This window comes from Pseudoalteromonas sp. 1181_04, from assembly GCF_052850545.1.
Genome location: NZ_VXCS01000010.1, coordinates 121,199 through 141,470, shown reverse-complemented (window position 1 = coordinate 141,470; position 20,272 = coordinate 121,199). Strand labels below are relative to the sequence as shown.

Annotated in this window: 16 protein-coding genes; all 16 read right to left on the bottom strand. The window is 42.2% G+C overall.

The window, feature by feature from the left end:
* Positions 1-36: 36 nt before the first annotated feature.
* The 16 genes from tldD to FW757_RS10190 all read right to left on the bottom strand — a co-directional run bounded on the left by tldD (position 37) and on the right by FW757_RS10190 (position 20,270).
* Positions 37-1,476 carry a metalloprotease TldD gene (gene tldD / locus FW757_RS10265; protein WP_182717727.1) on the bottom strand — a complete coding sequence of 480 codons (1,440 nt, stop codon included), beginning with the start codon at positions 1,474-1,476 and terminating at the stop codon, positions 37-39.
* Positions 1,473-2,282, bottom strand: a complete 810-nt coding sequence (locus FW757_RS10260) for a carbon-nitrogen hydrolase family protein (RefSeq protein ID WP_182740324.1) — start codon at positions 2,280-2,282, stop codon at positions 1,473-1,475. Before FW757_RS10260 ends, tldD begins: the two co-directional genes overlap by 4 nt.
* Positions 2,283-2,302: 20 nt before the next feature.
* A complete protein-coding gene (locus tag FW757_RS10255; RefSeq protein ID WP_446441187.1) occupies positions 2,303-6,148 on the bottom strand; it encodes a YhdP family protein in 3,846 nt (1,281 codons plus the stop codon).
* Entirely contained in the window at positions 6,148-7,620 is a 1,473-nt protein-coding gene (gene rng, locus FW757_RS10250) for a ribonuclease G (RefSeq protein WP_145238597.1), read from the bottom strand. Before rng ends, FW757_RS10255 begins: the two co-directional genes overlap by 1 nt.
* 1 nt (position 7,621) lies before the next feature.
* The gene (locus FW757_RS10245) at positions 7,622-8,191 is read right to left on the bottom strand and encodes a Maf family protein (RefSeq protein WP_145238593.1); all 570 of its coding nucleotides are present in this window, start codon (positions 8,189-8,191) and stop codon (positions 7,622-7,624) included.
* Positions 8,191-8,670: a rod shape-determining protein MreD gene (mreD, locus tag FW757_RS10240; protein ID WP_149982649.1), complete on the bottom strand. Its 480-nt coding sequence runs from the start codon at positions 8,668-8,670 to the stop codon at positions 8,191-8,193. The genes FW757_RS10245 and mreD overlap by 1 nt, the downstream gene beginning before the upstream one ends.
* Positions 8,663-9,505: a rod shape-determining protein MreC gene (gene mreC / locus FW757_RS10235; RefSeq protein ID WP_182717725.1), complete on the bottom strand. Its 843-nt coding sequence runs from the start codon at positions 9,503-9,505 to the stop codon at positions 8,663-8,665. Before mreC ends, mreD begins: the two co-directional genes overlap by 8 nt.
* Entirely contained in the window at positions 9,505-10,548 is a 1,044-nt protein-coding gene (locus FW757_RS10230; RefSeq protein WP_145238587.1) for a rod shape-determining protein, read from the bottom strand. The genes mreC and FW757_RS10230 overlap by 1 nt, the downstream gene beginning before the upstream one ends.
* Positions 10,549-10,687: 139 nt before the next feature.
* The gene (locus tag FW757_RS10225; RefSeq protein ID WP_182831172.1) at positions 10,688-12,709 is read right to left on the bottom strand and encodes an SUMF1/EgtB/PvdO family nonheme iron enzyme; all 2,022 of its coding nucleotides are present in this window, start codon (positions 12,707-12,709) and stop codon (positions 10,688-10,690) included.
* Between the two features lie 335 nt (positions 12,710-13,044).
* Positions 13,045-16,785 (bottom strand): H-type lectin domain-containing protein, encoded by a 3,741-nt coding sequence (locus tag FW757_RS10220; RefSeq protein WP_182760717.1) that lies wholly within the window; start codon positions 16,783-16,785, stop codon positions 13,045-13,047.
* Entirely contained in the window at positions 16,782-17,276 is a 495-nt protein-coding gene (locus FW757_RS10215; RefSeq protein WP_182717722.1) for a pilus assembly PilX family protein, read from the bottom strand. Before FW757_RS10215 ends, FW757_RS10220 begins: the two co-directional genes overlap by 4 nt.
* Complete coding sequence (locus FW757_RS10210; protein WP_182740311.1) at positions 17,266-18,096, bottom strand: PulJ/GspJ family protein; 831 nt, start codon at positions 18,094-18,096, stop codon at positions 17,266-17,268. The genes FW757_RS10215 and FW757_RS10210 overlap by 11 nt, the downstream gene beginning before the upstream one ends.
* Positions 18,096-18,632, bottom strand: coding sequence for a type IV pilus modification PilV family protein (locus FW757_RS10205; protein WP_446441186.1), 537 nt, complete (start codon positions 18,630-18,632; stop codon positions 18,096-18,098). Before FW757_RS10205 ends, FW757_RS10210 begins: the two co-directional genes overlap by 1 nt.
* Positions 18,619-19,110 carry a type II secretion system protein gene (locus FW757_RS10200; protein WP_182740309.1) on the bottom strand — a complete coding sequence of 164 codons (492 nt, stop codon included), beginning with the start codon at positions 19,108-19,110 and terminating at the stop codon, positions 18,619-18,621. Before FW757_RS10200 ends, FW757_RS10205 begins: the two co-directional genes overlap by 14 nt.
* A gap of 10 nt (positions 19,111-19,120) precedes the next feature.
* Complete coding sequence (locus FW757_RS10195) at positions 19,121-19,654, bottom strand: prepilin-type N-terminal cleavage/methylation domain-containing protein (protein WP_182760715.1); 534 nt, start codon at positions 19,652-19,654, stop codon at positions 19,121-19,123.
* A gap of 22 nt (positions 19,655-19,676) precedes the next feature.
* Complete coding sequence (locus tag FW757_RS10190; protein WP_182797531.1) at positions 19,677-20,270, bottom strand: agglutinin biogenesis protein MshB; 594 nt, start codon at positions 20,268-20,270, stop codon at positions 19,677-19,679.
* Positions 20,271-20,272 lie beyond the last annotated feature (2 nt).

Here is a 20,272-nt window from a genome sequence, read left to right as displayed (position 1 = left end):
TCAAGGTTTTATTTATAGCGTTTGGCAGTTATAAAGTTAAGCAGTACCACCTACCGTTAACTGATCAATTTTCAGGCTTGGCTGGCCAACGCCTACTGGTACACTTTGGCCGTCTTTACCACATACTCCTACGCCTTTATCAAGCGCTAAATCATTACCTACCATAGAGATTTGTTGCATAACTTCAGGGCCGTTACCAATTAATGTGGCGCCTTTGATTGGCCGAGTAATTTTGCCGTTTTCAATTAAGTAGGCTTCTGAGGCACTAAATACAAACTTGCCTGAAGTGATATCTACTTGGCCGCCACCAAAGTTTGGGGCGAAGATACCTTTTTTAACTGTGCTAATAATATCGGCTTGGCTGTGCTCGCCGCCTAACATATAAGTATTGGTCATACGTGGCATAGGTAAATGCGCGTATGACTCACGGCGCGCATTACCAGTTGGGTTAACGCCCATCAAACGCGCATTCATTTTATCTTGCATGTAGCCTTTTAAAATACCGTTTTCGATAAGTACGTTGTACGCTGCAGGCGTACCTTCGTCATCCACATTAAGTGAACCACGGCGATCGGCAATGGTGCCGTCATCAACTACAGTACACAGCTCTGATGCGACTTTTTGGCCCACTTTACCGCTAAATGCCGAGGCTCCTTTACGGTTAAAGTCGCCTTCTAGGCCATGACCTACGGCTTCATGCAGTAATACTCCTGGCCAACCGGCGCCAAGTACCACTTCCATCGTGCCCGCTGGAGCGTCAATAGCTTCAAGGTTTACTTTTGCTTGGCGTACGGCTTCTTCTGCGTATTCCATCCAACGGGGTTTACCATCCACCAGCTCTTTAAAGTAACCATAGTCTAAACGTGCGCCACCACCTGCGCCACCGCGTTCACGGCGGCCGTCTTTTTCAAGTAATACCGAGCAATTTAAACGGATCAATGGGCGGATATCGGTGGCAAATGTACCATCGCTGGCCGCAATCAATACTTCTTCATACACCGCAGACATAGAGCTAATAACTTGCTCTGCGTCAGGAGCAAGCTCACGAATATAATTTTCAAGCTCACGTAACAAATTTACTTTGTCGGTATCACTCATGCTTTGAATCGGCTGCAGTGGTGCAAACTGCTGTTTTGCTGCTACATCACTAAATACCTGAATGGCTTTACTTTCACCTGCTTCGGCAATACTGCGCGCAGCGGTTGCGGCTTTGTTAAGTGCTTCTAAATTAATTGCATCAGAGTACGAAAAACCGGTTTTTTCGCCACTAACTGCGCGTACGCCGACGCCGCGTTCAACGTTGTACGAGCCTTCTTTTACTAAGCCATCTTCAAGCACCCATGATTCATGGTGGCTAGATTGAAAGTAAAGATCCGCGTAATCAACTTTATGCTGATGAATAAAACCAAGCGTTTTTTCGAGTTCTTCTCGATTTAGCTGGCTGTCGTGTAATAAATGCTGTTCAACCGTGTTCATAATAAATGCTCTCTAAATCGTTGGTGAGATTGCACTGGCATATCTCGACGAATGGCGTGTAAGCGGTTTAGATCTGGCTGACAACCAATAAACCCAATGCCATTTGCAAGCTCGCTGAGGACGTCGCCCCAAGGAGAAATAATAATACTGTGGCCGTATGTCGCGCGACCATTTTCGTGTTGCCCTACTTGCGCAGCAGCAATCACATAACTTTGCGTCTCTATCGCTCTGGCCGTTAATAACGGTTGCCAATGAGCTGCACCTGTTATGGTAGTAAATGCGCTAGGCACTAAAATAACCTCTGCCCCGGCTCGTTGCAAAGCACTAAATAAGCCACTAAAGCGTAGATCATAACATACTGTAAGACCTATTTTACCAAACGGTGAATCTACCACCACAATGTCACTGCCCGCTTCGGTGAAGTTAGACTCGCGATACGCACCAGTCCCATCAGCAACATCAACGTCAAATAAATGCATTTTATTATACTGGGCCAGCACTTCACCTTGCTCATTAAACAGCAAAGACGCTGCAAAATATTTGCCATGCTCTGTGGCAATCGGCACAGTACCGGCAGCTAGCCAAATATCATGTTGGCGACATAACTCACTTAATTGTTGTTGATAAACATCACTTTGCTTTGCTACAACAAGTGTTTCATGACCGCTATTAGCAAACACTAAGAAGCTTTCAGGTAAACACACCAGTAACGGGCGTATTGCAGGAAGCGTGGTTAACTGTTGTCTAAGTTGATTCATGTTGCCATCAGCACACAGCCCGGAGCACATTTGTAGAGCGACTATCATAGCTTGCATCGTTTAAGGCCTCATTGGGTGGCTGTATCTACAGCATCTTTGAGTGTTAACTCACTGGAGGCGGCGGCTTGAGGTTGGTTTTGTGCGGCTTGCGGAAGAGTCACTTCACGGCTTTTACGATCTACTTCTTTCACTACAGGATCAGTCATGCTACCGGTCACTTTAAAGTTAATCTCAGAAATAACGCGCGCCGAGTGGATCACTTTATCTATCGCCAGTGCCGCAAGCCCGGTTACCGGATTGACCATCCACGCAACAATCACCGGAATACTCGAGGTCACTTGTGGCGCAACCGCTAAATCGTAATCAATCTCCATGGTATTGAGGTTAGTATGGCCTTTAATCGTCAGATCAGCAGGCACCCCATCCATTTTCGTATCTTGCGTGTAAGCGATGCCTTTATCTACCTGCATGGTGCCTTGCAAACTGTTATAAAAAAAACCTTTCGAAAATACATCTCTAAAATCGAGTTTTAACTTACGCACTAATGAATCCAGGCTCAGCAACGAAAATACCCGTGCGCCGCCATCGCTTACCTCAGCTAAATGTCCTTCGCCTAAACGCCAATCTAAATTACCATTGAGGCTGGCAATATCAAATAAATAAGGCGCATCTTGCCATTCAAGCGTAAATTTAATATCTGCGGGTGAATCTTTAACTGTGGTGGTTATATCAAACTCATCAAATAGCTCACCAATGTCATCACTTTGCATATTACCGCTAAATTGACTTATGCCATCTTGCCAATGCCCTTTAGCACGTAACACATGCTTGCCTTTATCAACCACCAGCTCAGATATGGTGAGCTTATGACCATCGCCATAAAGCGATGCGCTGACTTTATCTAATTGATAGCTTGCCACTTTACAATCAGTACACTCAAATTCAATGGCCGGTATGTCACTCAACCAAGTGTAATCTTGAGGTGTTTCAGATGGCTGTAATTCGTCTGTAGTAGGGGTAAAGTTAACACGTAAATAATCACTGGCAATATGAATCGGCCGACTTGATTTATCTAGCGGAATAAGTACTTGCGAGCGTAATTCTTTGGCGTTTAGCCGTAAGCTCATGTCACTTGGGGTCGGCGCTAAACGCATTTCAAAATCATTAAATGCAATATCACCAATGGTTAATTGCTGAATGTTACCCACCACTTCTTTTAATGGTGGTAGTACGCCCTTCTCAGCTGATTCTGTTTGACTGATGGTGATGATCTGCTGGATCAAGCCAAGCCAAGGTAATAGATCGGTTTGCTCTAAATCAATTGCAACACTTAAGTCTTGCTGGTTTAAACCCAGATCATGCTCGCCTAAAATAAACTGTGCATTGGTTAGTTTGCCAACGTTATTCGCTAAGATGCCATTAAAATATAAGTTGTTATTAATATTAGCGGTGATCAAATTAGAAATATTATCACCTTGAATAACAGCCGTTAGCGGCCATACTTGATCGGCACTTTTTGTGTACGGTGCGGGCAGCTCACTACTAAGCCCTTCGAGTTGTGAGCTGACATTAGCGCGATAATCAAAGCCGTCCGTTAAAAAGTTTAGGGCAAGATTAATAGCCACTTCACTTTCACCATGCAAGTAACCTTTTAGTAAGTCTTGACCATGAGAAATTAACGTATCAGCATTTAACTGTGCTTTTATATCAACGTCAGCACGATAGTTTGGGCCAATATTTTTACCATTAAAGTTAACTTTCAGCGGCATTCCTAACCAACTTGCGTTAGCATTTTCTAAAGTGATCTGATCATCATTAAAATAGAGCTGACCTGTAACACCTTCAAGCTGAAGCCCAGGTTGTGCTAAATACACTGGCAGATCTTTTAAATTAACCATGCCTTTAGCTGTTACATCTAACTCATTTAAATCAACAAGTAGCTCAATATCAGCGCTGGCAGCGCCGTTACCTTGGATCACCTCAAATACATTTGCTAGTGGCTCAGCAATTGGCGTTGCTTTAAAAAACGGCAGTAATGTTTCCATCTCAGCACGTTTATTAATTTTTACGCTCAGTACATCTGCGTTCATTAGATCTGTAATACTGACATGCACGGCATCACCGACCGCTAAGTTAACAAGCCGCCCATGCTCAGAGTAAATATCCATACGCTGATTTTCAAAATATAATTTTGCACTCGCTTGAGTTACTGCAGGCCAATCAGGGGCAAATTGATAATTGGCGTTATCTACCTGCGCTAATACTTCAAACTGTCCTGAATTATCAGCAAACGGAAAGCCCGTTAATGGCCCAGAAAACAGCACTTGTGTTTGCGTAAGTTCACCACCTTTAATAGCCCCAGTTAAGTAATCAACTAAATTTTTAGTCATCACAGGGCGTGGGAAATAATGGCTGGCAACACTGGCATCTGGTGCAAATGCTTCTGCATATAAATCAAGCCGAGGCTGTTCGCCTAAGCTAAGCTTCATCTCAGCTGCAACTGTTACCTCTGAATTGTCCAACCACATATTATCACTGCTGATCTGCCAACCTTGCTCACTATTGGCTAAATCAATTTGCATATTCAGTTGGTTATATTTGATTGGCTGGCTAAAAGTATCAGCGGTAAGTAACTCGCTATTTTCGCCAAACAGATTAATGCGACCACGTTCTTGATTTAACAAACCATCGACAAGTAAGCCCTGCACACCTGGCACACCTTGCTCTGCAAACCAGCCCAATTGCTGGGCTTCAAACCATAATTGCCATTGCTGTGTTGATGTAAACTGCACATAAGCGCGCTTAACTTGACCACTGGGTTGACGACTTAACAGCGGCTCTAATTCAGCAAAATCACTTAACTGGGCTAACCTTGTAACCAAGTCAAAATCGAGTTCTTGCAACCAAATTTGTTGTTGCTTGTTATCCAGCTGCGCTTCAAATTGAAAGTCGGGCCAATGCTGTTGATCGTTTGAGAGCCGCACCCCTGAACTTTTTAACCGCCAACCTTGCTGCCAAGGGTAAAGGCGAAAACCCCCTTCACTTAAACTAAATTGATGACTTTTTGTATCTTGCTGCCAATTAATAAAGCTTGGCAACCATTTAACTGTGACATCTTTGATCAGGCCTTTTTCAATACTCAACCATGATTCTAAGTTAATGTCAGAATTGAGCTGCTCTTTACTAGCATTAATATACTGAGCCAGCCATTTCGACACATCAACATTATTTGCTTGCACATAAATATCACCCAGCATGGTTTCTAGCGTCGATCCGGTTAATGCCAAGCGAGCATCAAATGTACCCACTGAAATCCCGGGCAAAGCTAAAGTACCACTAGCTAAGTGTTGTTCGTATTGATTTTGCCAAACGATGTCTTCAAGCATCACCCGACGCTCTTTACCATCTGCCAAGATAAAATTAAGACTACTATTTTCAACCGCAAAATGACCGGTTTTACCTAAGAATAAGCCTTCAATCAGCTCTTTTTGTTCAAACGATACCTCACTGCTGTTCGACTGCAACATAGTCGGCATATCAACATCAGCATGGAAACCGTTGATCACAAAGTAGTTAGATTTTAACTGTCGTGTTTTGATGGTTTCCCAGACGTTTAATTCAAGGCTAGCTTTAGCGATAGTCAGTGCGATGGGTGAGCTTTTATTATCTTCAAAGGTGATATCTTCCAAGACAATAGAAGGACCTTGGCCATGCCAGCTGGCAGAAATAGCCCCAATTGATAAATTAACTGCAAACTTATCATATAGGTAACTTTCAAGGTCACCTTTATAGTCATTGGCATACGGCAGGGTATATTTTAAAACCGAAACAACAACGGCAAGCAGTACCAGCGTTATGGCGAACACTTGCCATAACTTACGGATACAAAAAAAACAGACCGTCTTTGCTTTCATTACATCATAACCACATCAAACTGCTCTTGACTGTAGAGGCTTTCGGTTTGAATGCTGACTTGCTTACCAATAAATAACTCTAGTTCTGCAAGATTATGATACTCGTCGTTAAGTAATGCCTCACTTACCGCGGGAGCTGCATAAACCATAAATTTATCAGCCGCGTAAGCACGGTTTACTCGGACAATTTCACGCAGTATTTCATAGCATACGGTTTCAACGGTTTTTTGTGAACCGCGCCCAGAGCAGGCCGGACATACATCACATAAAATATGCTCAAGACTTTCTCGAGTACGTTTGCGGGTCATTTCCACTAAGCCTAATGCCGATAAACCATTAATATTTGATTTAACGCGATCTTTACCCAGTGCAGACTCAAGTGAATGCAATACCCTGCGCTTATGCTCTTCGCTAACCATGTCAATAAAGTCAATAATGATAATACCGCCCAAGTTACGCAACCTAAGCTGACGGGCAATCGCAGAAGTAGCTTCTACGTTGGTGTTAAAAATAGTTTCTTCGAGATTTCGATGGCCAACAAAGGCACCGGTATTAACATCGACCGTGGTCATCGCTTCGGTTTGGTCGATAATTAAATAGCCACCTGACTTTAACGTCACTTTACGATGTAAGGCTTTTTGTATTTCACTTTCAACATCAAACAAATCAAAAATTGGTCGCTCGCCTGGGTAATACTCTAAAGCATCGGAAAGGATTGGTACAAACTCTGCGGTAAAGGTTTTTAGCTCTTCATAGGTTAGCTTTGAGTCAACCCGAATACGTTCCATGTCTTCCCCTACGTAATCTCGTAGAGTTCGAAATGCTAAGGTTAAATCTTCATGCAAAATACTTTCTTTGCTGGTTTTCTTACGTTTAGTGACGATTTTTTTCCATAGTTTTTTTAAAAACTCGGCATCGTGACGCAACTCAGCTTCGCTGGCACCTTCAGCTGCAGTACGAACTATAAAGCTGCCGTCTTCATCGCCATACTCACCTACAATGCTTTTCAATCGCGCGCGTTCTTCTTCGGTTTCTATACGCTGACTCACACCAACATGGGTGGCATCTGGCATAAACACTAAATAACGAGAAGGGATGGTGATGTCAGTTGTTAAACGTGCGCCTTTAGTACCCAGTGGATCTTTTACCACTTGCACCATAATGTATTGACCTTGGCGCACTAACTCGCGAATATCTTGTACTTTTTTGATTGGTTGCTCGTCAACACCTTCAACAATAGAGGCGCTATTTACAATATCAGACGCGTGTAAAAAAGCCGCTTTATCTAAACCAATATCAACAAACGCAGCTTGCATACCCGGTAACACTCGGCTTATTTTACCTAAATAAATATTACCGACGATACCTAAATTGCCAATACGCTCTAGTTGAATTTCTTGTAATACACCGTTTTCAATCAGGGCAACACGGCTTTCACTCGGGGTGACGTTGATCAGTAATTCTATACTCATGTTACCTACTTAGGAATTCGCTTAATAATTTTTCGCATTCATATAAAGGTAAGCCTACTACCGCAAAATAGCTACCGGAAATATTAGTAACAAAGCGCCCACCGAGTCCTTGTATACCATAGCCACCGGCTTTGTCTTGTGGTTCACCAGTTTGCCAATATGCTGCTAATTCTTGTTCTGAGAGTGTTTTAAAACTCACTTGCGTGGTTACTACACAACTCATGACCTTGTGTTCAGTAGCAAATGCAATTGCCGTTAACACTTGATGACTGCGCCCAGATAAACGTTTTAGGGTTGCCATAAAGTCAGTTTTATCACGGGGTTTACCTAGTGACTGATTATCTATGACCACTACGGTATCACTGCCGAGTACGGGGCGATCTGTATACCCCATAGCAACACCGGTTTGAGCTTTTAGACGCGCTAAACGCTCAACAAGTTCAAGGGGAGTTTCGTCTGCTAGCTGGCTTTCATCAGCATCAACACTAAATTGTGAAAATTCGATACCAAGTTGAGTTAGTAATTCTTTGCGCCGAGGAGAAGCTGACGCTAAATAAATGGCAGTTTGCATTACCTGATCCTGAAATGACGGCGATATTTACGTAGCAATAAGAAAATCCAAGGCCAACTTAACATGCCAGTCACGACCGGCCATAAATACTGCGGGTTGAAATAAACGTCCATTAAAAAGTGATTAAGCCAAAATTGCATTAAGTGATATAAGGTTAAAAATAAGCCCACGAGTATCGCTTGCTGCCAAATTGAAAAATTACGAATTTTTTGAAAGTTACTTGCGGTTACAAAAATACAAATTGAGTAAGTGAGTGAATTAATTCCCAGCGGTGACCCTGTGGCTAAATCAATCAGCAAGCCAACTACCCAAGCCGTACCAATATTTAATCGATGTGGAACAGCTAAAGACCAGTACATTAATACTAATAACACCCAGTCAGGGCGAAAGGGTTCAAACGAAAAAGGCAATGGCATCAATGCCATGATCAACGCAAGGAAGATGCTCACGGCGATTAATAAAAAGTAACGACTATTCATTACTGATAGTTTCCTGCTGATTACGCCATAAGATCACTAATAAGCGAATACGATCTAACTGAGCTATCGGCTCGGCGTATACTTGAGCAAACGGGCGGCCCTCATCGCGATTAATTTCAGTTACCACCGCAACCGGGTAGCCCTCAGGAAAAGTGCCTCCAAGTCCTGATGTCACTAACACATCGCCAATCCGTACATCTAAACTATGGGGTACATGGGAGAGTTTAACTAAATTAATTTTACCAATCCCTTCAACCACGGTACGCACATCATTACGTAAAATACGTACCGGTGTGGCATGGGTTGTGTCGGTCATCAGTAACACCCGAGACGTCGTTGAGCCTACTTTGGTAAGTTGTCCGACGACCCCCATTTCATCAATCACCGCTTGGCCTTCACTGATGCCATCTATCGTGCCACGATTGATCACCACTTGATGGCTATAAGGATTTGAATGAACTGAGAGAACTTGAGCAATAATTTTACGATTTGACTGCTTAGCAGAAGAACCAAGTAACGCGCGTAGCTTTTGATTTTCTTTGTTTAAGAATTGATATTGCTGAAGCTGTTCGCTTTGCAGTAATTGTTTTTTCTTGAGGGCTTCGTTTTCAGTTAATAATTGATCGCGCGTGTGTAAGCTTTTAGCCCCGAGGCTAAATACTTCATAAGGTAAATTGGCTAAATACAATAACGGACTAACTAAGGTGTTTAAACTAGTGCGTACTGTGGTGCCACCTTGCGTATAACGATCGCCTACGATCAACACGATACTCAAAAGCACTGCGACAAAAAGTCGCAGCTGCAAAGAAATGGCACGCCCGAACATTAACTTCATTAGTCGTAACTAAATACATCACCACCATGCATATCAATCATCTCAAGTGCCTTACCGCCGCCACGCGCAACGCACGTTAATGGATCATCAGCAACCACAACAGGAATGCCGGTCTCTTCCATTAATAAACGGTCTAAATCTTTAAGTAATGCACCACCACCTGTTAATACCATGCCTTTGGCTGATATATCTGACGCCAGCTCTGGTGGCGATTGCTCAAGGGCAACCATTACCGCACTAACAATCCCCATTAATGGCTCTTGCAAGGCTTCTAATATTTCATGTGAATTAAGCGTAAATGAACGCGGAACACCTTCGGCAAGGTTACGGCCACGTACTTCAATCTCAATTGGCTCATCTGTTTTAAACGCAGAACCAATTTGATGTTTAATGTTTTCAGCCGTTGCTTCACCAATTAAACTACCAAAATTACGACGTACATAGTTGATAATTGCTTCATCAAACTTATCCCCACCAATACGTACAGATGATGAGTACACCACGCCGTTTAGTGAAATAATTGCAACTTCAGTGGTTCCACCACCGATATCTACAACCATTGAACCTGTTGCTTCTGATACCGGTAAACCGGCACCGATTGCCGCAGCCATTGGCTCTTCAATTAAATAAACTTCACGCGCACCTGCGCCCATAGCCGATTCACGAATTGCGCGTTTTTCTACTTGCGTAGCACCGCACGGTACGCAAATAAGCACACGCGGACTTGGACGTAAAAAGTTATTGTTATGCACTTGCTTGATAAAGTGTTGCAACATCTTTTCAGTTACATAAAAATCAGCAATTACACCGTCTTTCATTGGTCGAATGGCTTTGATATTACCAGGCGTTCGACCTAGCATTTGCTTTGCTTCAGTCCCTACTGAGGCAACACTTTTAGGACCACCAGCGCGTTCTTGGCGGATCGCAACTACAGATGGTTCATTAAGGACAATGCCTTCGTCTTTAACATAAATGAGGGTGTTGGCTGTACCCAAGTCGATCGATAGATCGTTTGAAAAAATACCACGGAGCTTTTTAAACATGAGGCTGGATGACCTTTGAAAAACGTTCTTATATTAGCTTATGCAACTTTACCATGCTGAATCAGTTCGGCAATAAAAAGTGCAGCTACCTTTGTTAATTGGGTAAAAAAGGAAGCAACGCTTCCTTTTTAAATTAATTTTATCGTTCGCGTACTAGACGAAAACCGATATAGTTTGCACGAAAGTCTGGCGCTAAAATCAAACGAGTTGAAGCACGAGCTAAACTAGGTGCAAAATTCCACGCACCACCTCGGACAGTAACATCCGCTTGTTCAGCTGACTTATGAGTCCATTCCCATACATTTCCTACCGTGTCGTAGAGACCAAACGCATTAGGTGCAAAGGAGCCAGTTGGCGATGCACTTTTATTTGACCACTCACTACCACACCATCCACAATTGGCTAAATTTTTACCTATTTCATTACCCCACGGGTATTCAGTTTTAGTACCAGCGCGTGCTGCATACTCCCACTCAACCTCATTAGGTAACCGGTATTGTTGACCTGTTTGACCAGACAACCAATCAGCGTATGCTTTCGCATCGTTGTAGGTTAAGCACACGGCAGGAAAATCACTGCCTTGCTCAAAACCTGGATTACGCCAGTTTAAATTTGCTTCCCAGACTGGTTCGCCATTTAAATAATAGGCGCAACCACGATTACGCTCAGCTTCAGTTTTATAATTAGTGTTGCTGACGAACTTTTGATAAGCACCGACTGTCACTTCTTTATTTTGCATCGCAAATGAGTTTGCAATGGTTTTTTCAACAACTGGACGCTCATTTGCAAGTCCATTACCATTGATATCACCCATTTCAAACTTACCTGCGGGAATGACTACCACGTCAGCAGCTGCGGCATTGCCTATAGCTGTACTGGTTACTGATGTCGTATTACGTTGCTCACTGGTGTATGTCGGTGCAGCAATCGACTCAGGCTTTTTTACCAACTTAGCATGAATCGTCTGCGGCTTTCGTAAATCAACACGCACGCGATAAGGTTTATAACCCTGCTTGCGAACTTCAACATCATGAATACCACTTGGTAAAGTCGTTGCTAAACGTGTTGAACCAAAACTTACGCCATCAATAAACACTTCGTCATCGTATACGTTTGAACGCAGTGTAAATTCAATCATTTTATTACTATCAACGACTTGTGTATTAACCGTTGGCATTGGTTTGACTGAATAATCACGTATTGGTTGTTCACTCAAGCGTGACACCGAAACGTTGGCATTATCCTGACCATCACTGAATGTTAACTGACTATCAGTAAAAGTAGTGTCATACCGAGTTTGATAGGTTGCCGTTAGCGGCGTGCCGTACTCTGAACAATAGCGATTATCAACACTCAATAAATTACATAAGCGACTGCTATTCACATCACCGCGCATAGTGACGCTTAAGTTAACGTTATAATTGCCTTGGCCGCTAAAAGCACTATTGACCACATGGCTACTTAAAACCTGTACTTGCGCACCAGCCATATTGCGCTTTGGTTCAACTAGGCGCTCTTCAGTTAAGTTAGCAAATATTTGATCTACAAAACGCTTGGTTGCTTTTTGTAAGCCCATTTGCTGGCCTCGTTGCTCACAGGCTGCCAATGTTTCTGTACGTTTACAGTTGATAGTGTGATTAACTTCTAGCGTCCCTTCACGGGTAAACTCATTACGTAAGCGCTCAACTCGGGCTGTTGTTAATTGTTCTTTTAAGCTTTCGAGTGTATTTAACTGGGTATGTTTTGCTACGCGAATTTGTTCAATGTCTTTGCGGTGGGATGCAATTGCCGCCAACTGCATCGCGATATCGTCTTTATTTTGCTTATGATCAACCACAGCTTGCTGGTATCGCGCCTGTGCAGCACTTATATCAATAGTGGGATCATCAATTAAACGACGATACATTTCATTCATGGCATCAAGTGCTTGATTTTTTTCTTTGTCCAGCTCAGTCGAACGAGTGCGTAATAAATCAAGTTGACTTTGTAACTGACTTTCTTCTTTTAAATGTTTTTCAAGTATCTGTGTAGCGTTATCGTATTCAGCTTGTTTAATACTGATCTCAGATTCAATTCCAGTAACTGTGGCTGTATCTTGTGCAAATGCACTTGATGCAAACAAGCTAGCTGAAATTAACAGAGATAAAGGAGCAATTCGCATATATTCCATTCCCAAAAAGCGGCAATTATTTGGTCATTATTTATTTTTTATAATTAAACTCTTATGCTATGTACTTGCAAGGCAAAACACAAGCTTTGTTCAAAAATTATCTGAGTTTATACCTAATTAGCCTCAAGATGCGAGCTTCAGTTGGAATTAAAAGTGATTTAAGCTAGGCATTAGTTGCAAATGATGGCTGTTCCCTTGTTAAGATCAGCCCCCTGTAAAAGTAACCTAATATAAATTAGCTTTTAACCAGCCCATAAAGCGCTTTATAGGAACCAACTTTGTGAAACATTAAGCTCTGAATTTTAAGCTGGTTTGACATACAGTTATTACCGTACTTCACGCCAGTAAATAACACGATCATTTCCTCTAAAACGGCCAAATTGTAAAATTCCTTGCGGATTTAACTGACTTGCGTCTCCTTGCCAATCCCACTCAAGCCAATTTTCTGTATCGTACTCAAGTGTAAAAATACCTGCGCCTTTAGGCTCAGCATAGATACCATTACTCGCTGGGTAAATGCCTTGTTCGAGTTGACCACTTCTTCCACTGCCATAAATATAACTGAGCTCAGGCGTGCTAGGAGTGATTTGTGTTATTTGTGGGTGTGCAAAGACAGTGCAATTATTATTAGTATCAAGTACAAACTCGCTGCCATTAAAATACTGCGCCTGCATAGGCACAAGTAAATTATCTAAATCAGACCCTGCATTATCACCCAGCACTAAGCGGCCAAAGCGAAAACTAATAGGCGTATCGTTAAGCACAACACTATTACAGCTGCTGTTTGCTGCGCAGTCGGTTGCTAAATTAGGATTATCGTCGGCAGCTGTTAATACAGCCCCTTCAATTCCCGTCACAGTTGCCATCAAATTTACACTTTCAAATGGGCCATCGGGATCATTAAAGCCGCGTCGAGCTAAAATAGTATCGCTATCACTTATAGTAAAAAGTCCTGCTAGGGCTGCGGTACTGCCCCACTGGCTAGCCTCTAAGTTTTGCAATCTAGGAGTTAAACTACTACCCGAGACATAATTTCCTACTTCACTGTTCTCTGCATTAATGCTTACCGTTGAATTAACAAACCCGCCTATATAGTTTTTCATTACTTGGTTATTTTGATTAAGCGCCTGAACAGTAAACCCTAACGTAAACGGTTCACTCAAATAAGTGCTATTGCTGCCATAACGGGTGCACTGTGCATTGGCTTGAATATTTTGTACCGCATATTGCGAAGGCGCAAAACGACCAACACGAGTAATCGCTCCGCGCACATCACCGGCCCCCAAATAGTCGGCATCTTTGAGCCCCGCAACTAAATCAATAATACCAACTTGGTCGTAGCTATAACTTGATATTGATTCACTTAAGTTACCGGTATCTGCAAACGCAACTAAATTTTCTTCTTGTAACGTACCCAGCACACCCGCTGTTGGCAAATAAACGCTGGGTTGCACATCCGGTTGCTCACCAATAAAGTGCTTAGCGACTGGATTACTTGAAATAGCACTGTAATTATCTGGGTAGCCATCATTATTGGTGTCTTGGTTATCAAGCCATTGCACCGCATTCATTTTTAGCGAAAATGACTCGCCGGTTAGTTTAAATAAACTGCCGCTGGCATCATTAGCTTGCGCACTGGTATCAGCAAAGTTCATTGCTAAACCAAAGGGCTTAACCACAAATTCATTTGAGCTACCCGTTAAATTCACCGATAAATTAGTCACGGGATCGAGCACTAAGTTTAATTTTGCATTCAAACTCAGTTTGCCAGCATCGGGATAATTAATCACAATCGGTGCTTTTGAATCACTATCAAACTTTAAAGGCACTGTTTGATAACTTTGACCAATGCTATGGGTTGTGCTGTTATTTGTTAGAGCAAGATTATCGATGCACGTAGAGCCTGCACTGCAGCTATAGGCTAAATCTATAGCCACCTCTCCACCAGCAGGAAAAGCAGCTTCGCACACTCCGGTTGTGGTATTCGTTTTCACAGCTTGGATTGCTAATTGTGATGCATTGAACCCGGTGTTTGACGGTTTACCTGATAATTGGTTTAAAATTGATGTGGTGTTATTAGTCTCATCGCTAAAAATAAACCCCGCGTCTGAAAAAGTAACCTTACAACCACCTAAGCCCACATTTGTACCACCAATATAACAACGTAGCGGCGCTGATGGGTCTGCAACATTATAACCAAATTGCACTTGCCCTGTAGTACGCTTAGCGAACTGTAAATCTGTAATGCCAGTAAAAGTTATCACCTCACCCGTCACCCAACTTTGTTGAGTACTATTATTTGGTGATAAATCTAAAGTGGATACTTCATCATAAATTATATCGCATGCATCATTAGCACAAGCAGTTAGCGTTAGTTCTTTGGCTTCGCAGGTAAGGCCTTTATTATCACTCATTGATAATCGGTAATGATCCAATAAAACCGGCGTATTAATACCACAAAAACCAGGAATGTTATTTGGTACTGCAGTACCAGTAAATGATGAACTTTCTTCAGCAATTATCTCCGTGCCTGAGGTGATCATGCCAGTATAATGAGCTTCTTGTGCAATGCGTACTTCACCTGTTGCCACTAAAAAAGCTGAAAAATCGACTGCGGCACCAATCGACACCGCACCATCTACATAAATCGCTAAATACGCCCCATTTTCTATTGTAATTTTAGTATTCGCCACAGTTAAAAATGACGTCGACAGTAACGTAGTAGAGTTTTGTAAAAAAATACGTGTGGGTGCGGTTACTCTATACTCAGGCGCAATCATGGTCATTTGTAACTCATCAAAAAAATAGTCACCACCGAGTGTTGTAGGAATTGCACTACCCGATGAGCCATCATTGGCCACTGTTGGTACTTGTGAAGCTTGTCCTGCAGTTAACGCATTTTCACCTTTTGCAGCGCAAGGCTGACCATTACAAAGAGGGATATTAGTTAATGCCGTTGAAATATAGTTTGTGGTCGTAAGCATATTCGCGTTGTTATCGGTGACTGTCACTCCTTGGACTAACTGAATTTGGCCATTGTTATAGGTTGCAATCGCACCGGGGAATAATGTGTCACAACTTAGAACATCGCCATTTGACACAAACGTACTGGTCATAGCTAAGATAGAGGCTTCTTCGTCTGGGTGCCTACGCTCATTGTCTCCATCACGGTCTTCATCAACAACTATTCCCAAACGCGTACGAGTCAAATTGCAACTTCGTAGCCAACCACCATCTTCGCCCACTCGGCTATTTTTACTTGCAACAACCAATGGAGCAGTAGCAAAATTATTTGAGAAATAAAAATAGTTACAACCGTCACTCCAACCATCGACATTGTAACCAGTAAAAAAGCTCTCCCATAAAACTTCTACCTGATTATCATCAACAAAGGTACGATTGTTGCCAGGCTCAACAACTAAATAAGCCACTTTTTCACTATTTATTAAGCCACTTCGTGTCTCTGAGGCTTCTAGCGCAATATTAACCCCCGAAGTTGTTAGCGAGTTAGTTTCTACGGCAATCGTTAAAAATGGTCGTAATGCATCTGTAGGTGGATTGCTTTCCAAACTATTAATGGTTTGTAGAGAGTGAAAAAAGTTCGGCCTAACAGCAAAAGGTTGAGCAAAATTTATTGCCTGATAACTTTTAGGCAAAACGTAGTTAGACTTAGGACCATATTGAATCTCTAATTGGATATCTGTACTGCCAACCTCCATTATTGTGCCATCTGGAAATTCATGAACACCGTACTCGACCGCTAAGTAATGTGCTCCCATAGTAATATGCTCACCGTCTTCCCCGGTAGGTTCCAAAGGTAGAGCTTCAAATCCGGTTGTTGTTACATTACGAATTCGTACAATCGCAGGGTTACCCCCTTGATTAGTTGATAGCATAAACACCGCGGGAGGTGTTTCGTACTCTTGTTGAAAGTTTATCTTGGTCCAAATCGGTGAGACATAAGTGTCTTGCAACTCAATAAAGCGCCCTTCAATTTTAGGAACTACAGCAATGCTGTTAGCACTAAAGATCATTATGATTATGAAGATGAATAACTTATATATCATGGCAAAGTCTTCGCTTCGACAGAGAGTGTACGCTGAGTTTGCCAGTAGTCTTTACGACATGCTTCGCCGATAGCACAACTACTTGGCGAGCATGTGGCACGGCTTTGTAAATAAAAAACATTCACCGAGCCTGCGCTATTACTGCTATCAGGTACATTCAAGTATTGCTGACAAGTTATCGTTACTGTGCAGTTCTCTAAATACTGAGTTTGAAAAACAGGGGAGGTAGTTACTGCTGCACAGTTTAGTGCTGGACTATTAAGTGGAAATATTTCAGTTAGCCCGCTTTCTAACCCACTTTGTGCAGCTAAATAAGCGCGAGAGCCATAATACTCGATCACATTTTGCTGCGAAGATGCCGATAAAATCCTGACTAAAGCCAAGCCAAGTACTAGCATCACAACAATGATCACCAAAGTGACAATCAGTAGGTTACCACCTTGATAAGCTTTATTTATAACCGTTCTTTTTATTCGTGGGCTAAGGTACATTGGGTATATGCACCTCATGATTAAACATCATAGCTTCATTATCATTAAACGCCATAATCGCGTGAATGTTCAGCACTGCATTACGAGTTAATGCAATATCCCCAATTCTAAAAAATGCATTATTTGCTAGGTTATTTTCTATATGGAGCGCTAATAGATCACGTTTAACGCCTGTTGTAGCCTGTAGCTCAACTGCATCCAGCTGGGAGCTATTGAAGCCATAATCTTGATAACGATAAAGCTGTGTCCCTTCTACACAAAAACTAACAGGCGTCGCCAGTAAGTAAATTCGTTTTGCTGGTGACTCTTGTGCAAATGCTTGATCAAATTGCCATTGATCTAACTCACTGTTTGAAGATGATACGAAATTAGTTAATTGCAGACGTTTATTATTACTTACGTCGTAGACTTCTGCTGGATCTAATGGATAAATACTGGCCCAATCGCCAAGACTTGGTTGAGTTAAGTCATTTAATTCAAAATCTACTGCCGTAACAATAAAGGGAGCAGTGTTAGGTAAGTAGCCAGTGTAATGGGTAGCTGATTGAAAAGGCGTAAACTCAAGGCATTGGCTCAAACCACAGTTATTTTCACAGCTTAAACGTAAAGAGTTTGGCATCGCATGGCGTAGCTCTTTTGCTAAACGTGTCAACATAAAGCGTGCTTGTGCTACAGCCTCTTGGCGCTCCACCCCTTGACTATAAATATTAAATCCAGAGTTAATAAAAGCAAAAGAAGTAACAGCCAGTATCCCCAATATAACCATAACAAGCAGAAGCTCTATTAAGGTAAATGCTGATTGTTTTAGGTACTTACTCATCAATAATTACCCTTATATGCACTAAAACCGTATTCTTCGCCATTGGGACTGCTTATAATTACCGTGACACGCTTTGCTAGTACACCATCGTTTGCTGTTGCGCTATTAAAGTCACTGTCATATACAACGGTAACGACCACATTAAAGCCTTGATATTGGGTAAGCACTTGACCCAAACTATTTGTTATAGGCTGATCACTCAATGCAATATAATCGTCAACATCATCATAAGTGGTGCGTGTTTCGCCCTCTTCTGAGCCTAAGTTCTCTGAGCTTGTACAATCTTCAGCATCTAATGAACTTTCAGAGCAACGCCTAAATGGCGGTGCACGCTCGCTGTGCTCATCAAATGACTTGGCCAAAATTTCATTCATTAATGATTGCCCTAACTCATTTGCCCGCAACTGTATGATAGGGTCTGCGCTTTGCCGTGCTTGAGGTGCAATTAACCCTGTAATAATCGTCAGTGCAATGGCAAAAATGACAATGCTGATAATCAATTCAATTAAGGTAAACCCATAATTATGGGCACGCATAAATAAGCCCTTCGCCACTGATACACACACCGGCAAGCGATATATCAATGCGACAAGTGCCATCACAACTTTGATCGCTTCGACCTAAAGGATCAAAATTAATCTGCGTAAATTGGGCCCCTTTATCGTCCAATGCAGTAAAAACAAAATCACTGCGCTGCGTTTTAATAGCTACTACTGAATCTTCCGGGTTATTTACATCAGCACCACCTGTGCAGGTATCCGGTGTCGGTCCTGCAATTAAGGTCGCGGTTATGTACAATTTATGACAACTCGTAAGCCCAGTATCTTGCATTGCTCGTAACTGAGCTGTTCTTAGCACTGCTAATACCCGATCGCGATATGCATAAGCGTCTTCCGTTGAACTCCCTAGAAACTTGGGCCCTGCCGTTACCGACAGGATACCCAAAATAACTAAGGTGATAATCAATTCAACCAAAGTAAAGCCACGCAATCGTTGCTTACACGTATATTTCATTGTTAATGAATTAACACTCATCCAATACGATATTAACTACTGGTGGATTATCTTTACTCGTTGCTGGTGTGTACTCAACACGGCAATTATCGGTTACAACATAACTATTAGGGAAGATAGTAACTATTGTGGTTTCACTATCACCATCGACCAGATTGAAATCAGCACCATTTACATTTGAAGCAACAGCAGTCACATCTGCAAAATCAATATCTAAGAATTTCTCAAATGCTTCAATGGTACCAACAGGGTAGCCATAATGAAGTGCTACGCCTTCCACTTCTGGGGTTACATTGGCGTCGTCATATGCATAATTTTGCACGTTTGCGATTATCGCTTTACCATTGACTATATTCATCCCACTGCGAATAGAGCCTTGAACGCCCTCAAGTGTTGATGCATTAGCATCTCCCTGCAGATTCAAAAAGCGAGGAGCTGCAACAACGGCCAAAATACCTAAAATGACGATTACGATTATCAGTTCTACTAAAGTAAAACCTGCTTGTTTATTCACTATGTTACTGTTCATTGATTGCGTTTTCATAAGTAAGCCTCTTTGTTATTACTTAAGATTTAAAAATCTGTACTTTGCCTGTTACAGGAAAATACGAAAATCCACTGGTGCCAACGTGTGGTTCACCATCTATTGGAATATTTTTCGCATCTAAAGAATGAGTTAAATAGTAAATACATTGCAGCTTATCTGCGTTATACCTCACTAAAAACATTGAATCTTTAACTACTGACGCGTCACTACTTAGGGTATTGCTTGGCGCGTCTTGTAAAACTACATTCAGCACCTGTTGGCATTTGGTACAACTCATCGCTAATGCCTGCGTGTTCTCTTGCTCTGTATCATCACTTGTTGGCGTGCCTAAACTGCCATCAACACCAACAACTACACCTCCATAATTTATATGCGTAACAAACTGCGAAACCCCATTTCCAGATGGTCTCGCGTCCAGCTCCCATTGCCCCCTAATTAAACCAACAGCACTGGCAAAACCACCAGCAACGGCATCAATATTTGAACGATGGGCTCGCTCCTTAATATCTAAAAACTGCGGTACAGCAACACTCATTACAATCGCCAATAAAATAACCACAAGCACAAGTTCCAAAAGCGAAAAACCAGCCATATGGCGCACTCTACCCAGCATTA